Here is an 11,890-nt window from a genome sequence, read left to right as displayed (position 1 = left end):
TAAATAGGTAAATGGCTTTAAAGGGTCATTTCTGAATAAGACAGTATTGTTTTGTAACCTTTATCTCTGAAATAGGACATTCCATCGTCTGTGCCGGTTGCTAGGATAAAATCCCCACCCCAGGCCCCAAGACTTTTAATACTGCCCTGATAATCTTTAAAAAGGTGATTCTTGACGGTTTCCTGCCCGGTCACTTCGGCGATTATCTCTTCGTGGGTGTCCATCAATTGCCGGAACCTGGCCAGGTCCTGTGTTATTATGAGCTCGTTGGTGATCTGTTCGATCTCTTTTATGGCAGCAGCGGTATTCTTTTTGTTTTGATGATAGGCTTTAATTCCTGACCTGCTATTCTGTTTTTGATTCAGATGCACAAAGAATAATTGATCTTTGAAGGGCGGATTGAATTCCACGGGCTTCACTTCCGGTTTGCCGGTGGTAATACGATAGGTAAGAGGAGATTCACTACGAGCGCAGGCAAGGTCATAACCACTGCCTCCAAAACTATGCTGAAGTAATAAATAGGGATCTGTATGAGTCCAAAGCGCAATATTGCTGACCAGCGTTGACGAGGAACCCAGTCCCCAGTTTGTAGGGAATTCCAGATGATTGGCGACCCGTTTACCTTTGATTTCATGAGAAAGACCAGGATTTAGAAACAGAGCAGTGATCAGAATTTTGGCTAAAGCCTGTGCAGGTTCTGAAGCATTTGTTGAAATAATAATACTGCTCAGATCCACTTTTTTTATTGCGAAAACATCTGGTAAGTTCTCGGAAAGCGCGATCATTTTTTCACTATTGAACTGGCCTTCGAACCATAGTGCTCCATCCTTGTCATAACTGAATATTTCAAGTGCTGAACCGGGAATAGTGCTAACGCTCATGCTTTGACCATAACAAGTGGGTATAGCTAGTGCCAGCGCTCCGTCAAGCACCAGGTATTCTGCGCTTAAAAGTAATTTACCATGACTGTAAAATTCTTTCATGCCCGGATTTTATTTGATCATATTCTCACGGTAAGCATAGAACTCACGGATTACATCGCTATGGGTAACCGTGCGATCTTTAAAGAAGGCGGTAAAATGAGCCTTTTCTTCCGGTGTCGCATCCAGTTGATTCAGGATATTCATCAGGTGCATTTTCATATGCCCTTTTTGGATTCCTGTGGTGATCAATGAACGCACAGCGGCAAAGTTCTGAGCCAGACCCGCAACGGCTACGATCTGCATGAGTTCTTCAGCTGAAGGGTTGTCTAATATTTCCAGTGAAAGTTTAACCAGAGGATGCAGTTTCGTAAGTCCGCCAACTGTTCCTAATGCCAGGGGAAGTTCAATATTGAATACGAATTCATCGCCTTCTATCCATGCGTCCGATAAACTGCTGTAACTTCCTTTTCTGGATGCAAAGGCATGAACGCCGGCTTCCACAGCTCTGAAATCATTTCCAGTGGCCAATACCACGGCATCGACTCCGTTCATGATTCCTTTGTTATGGGTAACGGCACGAAATGGTTCGGCTTTCGCGATGGCAACGGCTCTCACAAATTTCTCTGCAAATGCATGCGGTGCCAGTTCCTTGTCTTCGTCAAGGTCATCGATCTTACAGCGTACTTCAGCTACAGCGGTGCAGTCGGGAACGTAATTTGAAAGAATGCTCATGACGATCTGTATGTCTTTTTCACCGTCGGTAAAGAGATCATATTGGGAGGCTTCATCTTTCAGGCAACGGGCGAATTGCTCGAGGCAGGAATTGATAAAGTTTGCTCCCATTGCATCAAGGGTGTTGAAGGTACAATGAAGCTGAAAATAGTTGTCCAGTGCTTCGGTTTTGTCACGCAATTCAATATTCGTGATCCCTCCGCCACGTTTGGCCATATTGCGGGTGATGTCGGTGGTTTTCGAAAATAGCAACGGTTTGATAGTCTCGAAAAAGGTGTTCAGTTTGGTCTTATCTCCTTCGTAAAGAAAATGTACCTGTCCGATTTTTTCCGTCCCTTTGACAAAGGTTTTAAATCCACCTCTTTTTAGCCAGAACTTAGCTGCCCTGCTTGCAGCGGCGACCACTGAACTTTCTTCGATGGCCATTGGGATGGTGTGCATTTTCCCGTTGATCAGGAAATTTGGTGCAACTCCCAGCGGGAGGTAGAAATTGGTGATCGTGTTTTCGATGAACTCATCGTGTAGTTGCTGAAGCTTGGCGTCCTCGTTCCAGTATTGCATCAAAAGTGCTATACCATTTTTTTTATCAGAAAAATAATGGTCAGCCAGCCAATTGATCTTTTCTTCTTTGGTAAGCTTGGAAAATCCTTTTACGGGTTTGCTCATTTTCGACTTTATGGAGTTATTGGGCAAAGATAATAATTAACCTTGGCGAACGGTTCAAATGCCCGTGAATGTTGATTTCAGTGTAAACTCAAGGTTAAGGTTTAACAAAAAAAAGTCCTTTTTCTGTAAAATAATTAGTAAACTTGACAGCTTTAAAATAAATTCCCTTATTTAATGAAAAAAATTAAGGTTCTTTCCCTTTTGTTCTTAGGTTTAAGTTCTTTTCTTACCGCCCAAAATCAACAAATAACATTAGAAAAAATATGGGGAGGTGCTTTCAGCACCGAAGGCATGGATGTCCTTCACTCCATGGAGAACGGCAAGCAGTATACGGTCTTGAATTTCAATCGAAATACCCGTTCAACCTCCGTTGATAAATACGATTATGAAACGCTATCAAAGTTAGAGACTATCGTTTCTTCCCTTGATCTCGATGGGATCGATTTCTTTACTTCCTATGAATTTAGCAAGGATGAAACCAAAATGATTCTGGCTACTGAAGTTGAATCGGTGTATCGCCGTTCCACCCTCGGCGTTTTCTATGTCTACAATATTGCAGACAAGTCATTGGTTAAGATTTCGGAAGTAAAGATTCAGGAGCCGACTTTCTCTCCAGATGCCTCCAAAGTGGCCTATGTTTATGAAAACAATTTGTACGTTAAAGACCTGAAAGAGGGTACTGTTGCACAGCTGACGGATGACGGAAAGAGAAATGCTATAATCAACGGGGTTACCGACTGGGTGTATGAGGAAGAATTTTCTTTTGTACGTGCTTTTGACTGGAATGCCGATGGTTCAAGAATAGCCTACCTTCGATTTGATGAGTCTGATGTTCCTGAGTTTTCTATGGATATTTACGGTCAATCTTTATATCCGCAACAACAGGTGTTTAAGTACCCGAAAGCTGGTGAGAACAATTCTGTGGTTACATTGTTTAGTTATGATCTTAAAAGTGGTCAAAAGAATGAAGTTAGCCTTGGCGAGGCTTATTATATTCCAAGAATAAAGTGGACCAATGATAAAGATATTTTGAGTGTTCAGGTGTTGAACAGACATCAGAATGACCTTAAGTTGGAATTCTATAATGCAGCAAAGAACAAGGCTGAAATCGTTTTACATGAAACTGATGATGCGTATGTGGATATAACCGATAACCTGACTTTCCTCCCGGATAACAGTTTTATATGGACCAGCGAGCAGAGTGGTTATAATCATATCTATCATTATGCGGAAAATGGTAAACTCATCGATCAGGTAACTGAAGGCGATTGGGAAGTGACCAATTATTATGGTTATGACGAAAATAATAAAACGGTTTTCTATCAGTCGGTAGAGAATGGTTCCGTAAACCGTGATGTATATGCGATCCGTATCAACGGGAAAAATAAAAAGCGACTTTCTTCAAAAGAAGGCACAAACGATGCAACCTTCAGTGCGGATTTCAGTTATTTCATAAATACCTTTTCAAGTGCTCAGGAGCCCTACCGCTATACCCTCAATGATTCCAAAAGTGGTAAGGTAATCAAGGAGATCGTTAACAATGACGAATTGACGAATGAGTTAAAGCAATATACCTTGTCTCCAAAGGAATTTTCAACAATAAATGTCAACGGCAATGATTTGAACATGTGGATGATCAAACCGGCCGATTTTGATCCGAGTAAAGAATACCCGTTGTTCATGTTCCAGTATTCCGGTCCGGGGTCGCAAAGTGTTGCAAATCGCTGGAATGCCTATAATGACTACTGGTATCAGATGCTTGCTCAGAAGGGTTATATCGTGGTGTGTGTAGACGGACGAGGAACCGGTTTCAAAGGAGCAGCATTCAAAAAGGTTACCTACAAAGAATTAGGGAAGTATGAGGTTGAAGATCAGATTGAAGCCGCAAAGATTCTTGGTAAAAGGGCTTACATAGACGCAGAACGTATCGGTATCTGGGGGTGGAGTTTTGGTGGATTTATGAGTAGTAACTGTATACTGAAAGGCAATGAGGTGTTCAATATGGCGATCGCAGTTGCTCCGGTAACGAGCTGGAGATTTTACGATTCGATCTATACAGAACGTTATATGCAGACACCTCAGGAAAATGCAGGAGGGTACGATAACAACTCTCCGATCAATTATGTTGATAATTTAAAAGGACACTATCTGCTGATACATGGTTCCGGAGATGACAATGTACATGTTCAGAACACCATGAGAATGGCTGAGGCCCTTATTCAGGCCAATAAGCAATTCGACTGGGCTATTTACCCGGATAAGAATCACGGTATCTATGGTGGAAATACCCGATTACAACTTTACACAAAAATGACTAATTTCATCGATGAGTACCTCGGAGATAAAATAAACTTTGAGAAAGAGCAGATGATGAATTAATTCCTGGATAACCGGTATCTTAAACTAAATAACAACAACCTTGCATATGGAGACACTTGTCAAAGAAAAACACGAAAGAGAATTATTCGGACACCCGATAGGATTATATATTCTTTTTCTAACTGAGATGTGGGAGCGCTTTTCATTCTATGGAATGAAAGCCCTGCTTATTTTTTATCTGGTTAAATATCATTTGTTTACTGATACTTCTGGTAACCTTTTGGTTGGAAGCTATGCAGCTCTGGTGTATGCCATGCCAGTGATTGGTGGATTCCTTGCGGATAAATACCTCGGTTTCCGGAAAGCGGTAACTTTTGGAGGGATCTTACTGGTATTAGGGCATCTCGGGATGGCCTATGAAGGAAATGCGGCGACGGAAATGGCCGATGGATTGATACAGCGGGATGAAACCGCACTACAGGTGTTCTACTTTTCTTTGTCTCTTATCATTATGGGAGTTGGCTTTCTGAAAGCGAATATTTCATCTATTGTTGGCGAACTCTACCATAAAGGGGATGCCAGAAGAGATTCCGGATTTACAATTTTTTATATGGGGATTAACCTGGGGTCGGCATTGGCAACTATAGTTTGTAGTTATCTGGGTGAAACCTATGGCTGGAGTTATGGCTTCGGTGCGGCAGGTGTTGGAATGCTGTTCGGACTTTTAATCTTTGTAGGTGGAAGAAAGTATTTCCATGGTAAAGCAGAGCCAAGTGATCCTGTATTGCTTAAAAAGAAATCTCCGTTAGGGATGAGTAATGAGCTGACCATTTATGTACTTGGATTTCTCGCTACTTTTGTGGTGTGGCAAATGGTTCAACGCCACAGTGTGGTAGAAGGTTTACTGATGATCTGTGGATTTTTATCACTGGTTTATATTCTGTGGTATGCTTTGGTGAAACTCAAGTCGGATAAAGTACAACGTGAGCGTTTACTTGCAATGACCGTATTAATAGTATTCTCTGTTATATTCTGGGCCTTATTCGAGCAGGCTTATACTTCCTTAAACCTGTTCGCTGACCGTGCGTTAGATAGAACGACCGAATGGTTCGGAGAGATCAAGGCTGGAGTTTTTCTAAGTTTTAATGCAATCTTTATCATTCTTTTTGCACCTGTATTTGCCTGGTTGTGGGTAAAACTGGATAAGCGGAACCTGAATCCGAACGCGGCGATCAAATTTGCGATCGCATTGATGCTTGTCGGTCTAGGATTCGGAGTACTTGTTCTTGGAGGGAAAATGTCTGGAGACGGGAAAGTTCCGATGATCTTCCTGATCGTAATGTATATGTTACATACCTGGGGCGAACTTTGTTTGTCTCCGGTTGGGTTGTCTTATACCACCAAACTATCTCCACATAAGATCGTAGGGTTTATGATGGGAGTCTGGTTCCTGGCGACTGCAGGTTCCGAGTATATAGCCTCATTGCTCGCTAACCTTGCAAGTATCGATACATCAGGAGGTGAAGTAGCTGATTTTGTTACTGCAAAGAACAGCTATATGAGCCTTTTTGAAAATATGTTCTATACCGGGTTGATATTCGGTGTTATACTGCTGGTTATCTCTCCGGTCGTTAAGCGCATGATGCATAACGTGGATAAGGATACCGCAGCGTAGAAATAATTAACATAACCACCACACCACAGATACTAACTTTTAAATTTTTACGATGAATCAGAATTCAACGGATCAGTTTTTTCAAAGTAAGGTCCTGGGGCATCCTTCAGGATTATTTGTGCTCTTCTTTACGGAGATGTGGGAGCGATTTTCATTTTATGGTATGCGGGCCCTGCTCGTTATGTTCTTTACTGCTTCTCTGATCGATGGAGGTTGGGGATGGCCACGGGAACACGCCATGGCAATATTCGGGTCTTATGTAGGTCTGGTTTACCTTTCAACTATGTTAGGAGGGTATTTTGCAGATAAGGTGATAGGTTTCCGCTGGGCGGTGGTTGTAGGTGCTTTGCTGATGACACTTGGTCATGGTTCAATGGCCTTGGAGTCTCCGTTCTTTATTTATTTAGGTCTCGGATTACTTGTATTTGGTAATGGCTTTTTTAAGCCTAATATGACCTCGATCATATCAGAGATGTATAAAGATCGCCCTGAAAAGAAGGATGGCGCTTATACCATCTTTTATATGGGGGTGAATGCCGGAGCATTTTTCGGAATCCTGCTATGCGGTTATTTGGGAGAAAAGATCGGTTGGAGCTATGGCTTCGGACTCGCCGGTATCTTCATGCTTTTTGGAATGCTTCAATTTTGGTTCGCACAGAATATATTTGGAGAGATTGGTTTGAAGCCTAAAAAAGAGGATAAGGAAAAGGACAAAATAGCGATTTCCGCTACAGAGGAAAGCGAAGATAAAAGAGTGCCTTTTACATCATGGCAGTTGGTTTTGATCTTCGTTTCTGCCTTACTCGGACTTCTATGGATCATTAATGATCCCGCAACGATCATCACAGAAGGGAGTTTTAATATTTTTGCCTTCTTAGGGCCTGAAGGAAATAACATTGCAATCCTGTCAGCTTTGGGATTGTTTATTATTCTGTTGATATACCGACTTACACAATATTCAAGGATTACACGCGAGAAGATGATCGCGGTATCATTCTTTGCATTTCTGACGATCTTCTTTTGGGCAATCTTTGAACAATCACCGGGAACCCTGACCATCTTTGCAAGAGATTATACGAATCGCGTTCTGGAGGGTAGTGCAGGTACAATCTTTATGATCATCGATGCGCTCATGACTCTGATACCGCTTGCCGTTATTACCTGGGTGCTGCTCAAATTGTTTGGACAGACCTTTAAGAAATATACCCTTTCCAATCTGATTCTTGCCTCGAGTTTTGTTATTCTGTGGTGTATCGGAATCTGGAAGATCTATGATCAGTTACAAACGACTTCACTTGAGGTTCCTGCATCCTGGTTCTCTACATTGAATTCCTTGTTTATTATTACGCTGGCCCCTATGTTCTCAAAGTGGTGGGAAAGTAAATATAATCCTTCCGCCAACATGAAATATGGAATCGGGATGATGTTGTTAGGGCTGGGAATGGCCTGTGTTGCCTTCGGAGCTTCGGGAATTGAACCCGGAGCAAAGTCTGCATCCGTAAGTATGATATGGCTTATTTTAGTATATCTGTTCCATACCATGGGAGAGCTTTGTATCTCTCCGGTAGGGCTGTCCTATGTCAGTAAACTGGTGCCTGCAAGAATGATCGCATTCATGTTTGGAATCTGGTATCTTGCAGTTGCAATAGGAATGAAAGGAGCCGGTAAATTTGGTGAAAACATCGATAAGATCGCCAATACCGAAGGAATCAGTTACTTCTTTTGGATGCTTACCATAGTGTCCGTGGTAATTGGTCTTTTATCGATAATCTTCCAGCCGGTGATCAAAAAATTGATGCATGGTGTTCGCTAATCAGTGAATTATTCAAAATATATTCGAAATGATCCCTTTTCACCAGTGTAGTGAAAAGGGATCTTTCGTTTGAAACAGGTTACACGCCATCGTCGGATGTATGAAAGGTAGTTGCTGCCATCTGCGATCACCTTTCGAACAGGTGTTGAATCCAGTAAACGTTCCAGATGAACTCCGGTTGAATTTCTCAAAAGGATGGAAACACTGTCTTTACGATAACTTATGGTTTGAAAAGTGCTGTCGATGATGACCAACCCGGATCTTTGCTGCATACTTTTTATATTATCTTTTGAGACTACGATTGAATCCAGTTGCAATCCGTTATAAAGATCCATAATAATGGTTTCGTTTCTTTCATCGTCATGTTCAAGGATTAAATGGCTCTTGTTGATCCCGATAATCATGCTTTGTGCTGTTTTGTGAAGTACCAGAAGATGATCTTTGGTTTTAGGAGCAAAGGGATGAAAGAGAAATTGTACCATCAATAGCAGGAGACCGGAAACGGGAAGTAGCATCAGACTTGTTCTCCTTTGGGTGATCCAATACAGCGTTGTTGAAATGATGAAGTACAGGATCAGTAGTGACGGGAGTGACAGCTGTATATTTTTTATGATCAGGGATTCAGACGAAGCGCCGATGCGAGTGATGAGATCGATCACACTTAGTAGATTATCCAGGAATGCGTATAGAAACCGTGGTAATTCCAAAAGGCAAGATGTGGCCAGAAGGATAACTGTATAAGTGAGTATCAATGCCAGTAGGGGCGTAACGATCATACTGGTGAGTAAAAAATGGAAGGGGAATTGGTGGAAATAATATAGAATAAGAGGGGTAACCATGATTTGTGCTGCGATAGAAATCATACAAAGCTGCCAGAAATATTTAAATATAAAGTGTTGTCCAGTCCATAGTTTATTCAATAGCGGGAAGAATAATAGGATTCCACCAACAGCGAGATAACTTAACTGGAAACCCACACTGAAAAGTTCTATTGGCTCAGCTAGAAGCAAGATAAAAGCAGACAGAATGAGCGTGTTTATCGGTGGGTTTTTGCGTTGTAGGAGTAGTGCATAGGTAAGTAAACCATACATGAGTATCGCTCTTAATACGGAGGGGGACAGCCCGGTAATAAAGGCATAAAGCAACAGGAAAGTTATCAATAGGAGAAAGCGTAGCGTTCTCCCTTTTTGGATATAGTTTAAAGGCTTTAAAAGGAAGCTGAAAACGCTAAGGAGTATTCCGATATGCAGCCCGGAAACGGCAAGAAAGTGTGCGGCACCGGAATCGGTGAATTGTTTGTAGGTAGTATGATCCAGGTATTGTCGTTGTCCGAGTAGTATAGCGCAAAGTAAGGCGATATTCTTTTCCTTCAGATTATTTCTTTCAAATTGACTTTGTATGTTTTTACGAAATTTGTAGGCCAGAATAGCGGGAGATTTGTCAGATGGTGTTCTGACCTTGAGTAATGCCGGGTCTATGCTTACCTGAAAGAATATATGCTCCGACGCCATGTATTTTCGATAATTGAATGCGTAGGGATTTAAGGGTGGTGGGATCGATTTTATCGGAATGGAGGTGACTAGTTCATCGCCAGGCTCCAGACTCTTTGAGAAGATACTGTCTTTTGGAATTCGGATGAGTACCGGGATATATTCCTTTTGGCAATCAACGGCAAGGATCACCCCGGTATATCGGAAAGAAAAGTTTGTTTCCCTAAGGATTTTAGTAACCCGTATCGTTAAATCTTTTGATTCGGGGTTCTCATAATACTGCCAGGCCAGATTGCGATCGTGATGACGGAACTGAATGTTGAGGAAGCCAAAAAGTATGAATATACAGGCGATCAAAAATTCACTGCAAATCCTGAAACACCGTTCAGATCTTGAATACAGGCGATAAAGTATCAGTGACAGGGTGGCGATCAGTGCTAAGATAAGCGAGTATGAGGTATTATTCAGGTAGTACCCGAATATAATCCCGATCGCAAGAAAGCAGGTGCATTTTAAAAGTGCTATGTTCAGTAGTCTCCACATAGAAACTACTAAATATAGAAAATATTCTACAAAATTCTTCTGGCCTGATTAAATGCGTAATTCCAATATCCTTCACTCAAGGAAGAAACCAAAACGCCACGGGAAGTAGTAGAGTGAATGAATTGTATATCATCACCATCGACGGATACTACCAGCCCGACATGATTGATACGTCTTTTATTATTTCCGGTGGTGAAGAATAGAAGATCCCCTTTTTTTACTTTTCGAAGTGGAATTTCGTCACCCTGCGTTGCCATTTGAGAAGAGCTACGTTCCATGCTGATCTCGTTGTCACCAAAAGATACATAGACAAGTCCGGAACAATCCATTCCCTTTTTCGTAGTTCCTCCATACCGGTAACGGGTCCCACTGAAGCCGAGCGCTGTGCGAACAATCTTGTCGGCAAGTTGATCAGAAGGGGATTTGACTTCAGGGAGATTTCCCGGAGGAAGAGCCGTAGAGAGTTCATTCCCGTGTTTAACTGTTACCGAGCCGGGATTATTACTGTCGGACGCTGCATGCTTTGATGATTTACAGGAGATCATAAAGGCAGCGGCCATTGAAATGTAAATTATTCGCTTCATCTAAAATTTAGGGTTTCCCCAAATTAAGAAATTTTTTCGAAAATGAGCTTGGCAGCAGCCTCACTTGCCCCTTTTCCACCGAGTCTTTGTTCCAATTCGTAGTAGTCTGCAAATATTCGCTCCCGCACTTTAGGGTCCAGAATCTTTCTGAGTTCGTTCTTAAGATTTTTTTCATTGAATTCGTCCTGAATCAGTTCCTTTACCACCTCCCGGTCCATGATAAGATTTACCAGGGAAATAAATTTAAGAGTGATGATCCTTTTAGCGATTTGATAGCTGATCCAGTTGCCTTTATAACAAACGACCTCGGGTACTTTTAAAAGCGCTGTTTCCAAAGTGGCGGTACCACTGGTAACCAGAGCTGCTGTTGAAATGTTCAGCAGGTCATAGGTTCGGTTGTTTACAAAGGCAATTGGAGTGTCTTTCAGGAATTGCTCATAGAACGCAAAATCCTGACTGGGTGCTCCGGCGATAACGAACTGGTATTCCTTTGTGAATTCGGGAGTAATGTTTATCATCACCTCCAGCATATTGGTGATCTCTTGTTTACGGCTTCCCGGTAAAAGTGCGATCACAGGCCGGTCATCCAGTTTGAATTCCTTTCTAAAAAATTCAGGATCTACTGCCGGTTTTTCCGAAATAGCATCTAAAAGTGGATGGCCTACAAAATTAACCGGGAAATTATGTTTCTTTTCATAGAAGTCTTTTTCAAAGGGAAGTATGACAAAAATTTCATCAATATCTCTTTTGATCGCTTTCATCCGACTTTCTCTCGAAGCCCAAACCTGAGGTGAGATATAATAGAAGGTACGATATCCCAGCGGTTTTGCCCATTTTGCGATTCTCAGATTAAAACCTGAATAATCGATGAATATGATCACATCCGGTTTATAGGCGGCGATGTCCTTCTTGCATAATTTTATATTGCTGAAGATTTTATTGAGGTTCATGATTACTTCGAAGAAGCCCATGAACGATTGTTCTTTGTAATGTTTAACCAAAGTTCCCCCTGCGGCTTCCATCAAATCTCCACCCCAGCATCGAATCGCTGCATCCGGGTCTGCTTTTTTCAGTCCTTTAATCAGGTTGGAGCCATGCAGGTCTCCGGAAGCTTCACCGGCGATAATATAGTACTTCATAATCGA

The 11,890-nt window shown here is 41.9% G+C and carries 8 protein-coding genes; 3 read left to right on the top strand and 5 right to left on the bottom strand.

Annotation, left to right across the window (positions count from 1 at the left end; translation table 11 throughout):
• Positions 1-17 precede the first annotated feature (17 nt).
• Positions 18-983: a GYDIA family GHMP kinase gene (locus DMZ48_RS11160; RefSeq protein ID WP_143955227.1), complete on the bottom strand. Its 966-nt coding sequence runs from the start codon at positions 981-983 to the stop codon at positions 18-20.
• 9 nt (positions 984-992) lie between these two features.
• The gene (locus tag DMZ48_RS11155; RefSeq protein ID WP_143955226.1) at positions 993-2,321 is read right to left on the bottom strand and encodes a hydroxymethylglutaryl-CoA reductase, degradative; all 1,329 of its coding nucleotides are present in this window, start codon (positions 2,319-2,321) and stop codon (positions 993-995) included.
• 174 nt (positions 2,322-2,495) lie between these two features.
• Between DMZ48_RS11155 and DMZ48_RS11150 the strand changes: the two genes are divergently transcribed.
• The 3 genes from DMZ48_RS11150 to DMZ48_RS11140 are packed head-to-tail and all read left to right on the top strand — an operon-like array spanning position 2,496 to position 8,128.
• Positions 2,496-4,700 carry a S9 family peptidase gene (locus DMZ48_RS11150; protein WP_143955225.1) on the top strand — a complete coding sequence of 735 codons (2,205 nt, stop codon included), beginning with the start codon at positions 2,496-2,498 and terminating at the stop codon, positions 4,698-4,700.
• 46 nt (positions 4,701-4,746) lie between these two features.
• Complete coding sequence (locus DMZ48_RS11145; protein WP_143955224.1) at positions 4,747-6,315, top strand: peptide MFS transporter; 1,569 nt, start codon at positions 4,747-4,749, stop codon at positions 6,313-6,315.
• 52 nt (positions 6,316-6,367) lie between these two features.
• The gene (locus DMZ48_RS11140) at positions 6,368-8,128 is read left to right on the top strand and encodes a peptide MFS transporter (protein ID WP_143955223.1); all 1,761 of its coding nucleotides are present in this window, start codon (positions 6,368-6,370) and stop codon (positions 8,126-8,128) included.
• Between the two features lie 8 nt (positions 8,129-8,136).
• Here DMZ48_RS11140 and DMZ48_RS11135 read toward each other — a convergent pair whose 3' ends face one another.
• The 3 genes from DMZ48_RS11135 to lpxB are packed head-to-tail and all read right to left on the bottom strand — an operon-like array spanning position 8,137 to position 11,884.
• Positions 8,137-10,161 (bottom strand): ComEC/Rec2 family competence protein, encoded by a 2,025-nt coding sequence (locus DMZ48_RS11135; RefSeq protein WP_143955222.1) that lies wholly within the window; start codon positions 10,159-10,161, stop codon positions 8,137-8,139.
• A 26-nt stretch (positions 10,162-10,187) separates the two neighbouring features.
• Positions 10,188-10,745 carry a C40 family peptidase gene (locus DMZ48_RS11130; RefSeq protein ID WP_242009180.1) on the bottom strand — a complete coding sequence of 186 codons (558 nt, stop codon included), beginning with the start codon at positions 10,743-10,745 and terminating at the stop codon, positions 10,188-10,190.
• Positions 10,746-10,768: 23 nt separating this feature from the next.
• The gene (lpxB, locus tag DMZ48_RS11125; protein WP_143955221.1) at positions 10,769-11,884 is read right to left on the bottom strand and encodes a lipid-A-disaccharide synthase; all 1,116 of its coding nucleotides are present in this window, start codon (positions 11,882-11,884) and stop codon (positions 10,769-10,771) included.
• Positions 11,885-11,890: the final 6 nt, after the last annotated feature.

It is taken from the genome of Robertkochia solimangrovi (assembly GCF_007279655.1).
GTDB classification, from domain to species: Bacteria; Bacteroidota; Bacteroidia; order Flavobacteriales; family Flavobacteriaceae; genus Robertkochia; species Robertkochia solimangrovi.
Note: the sequence above shows the minus strand (reverse complement) of the source record. Positions and strands in the feature narration are given on the sequence as shown.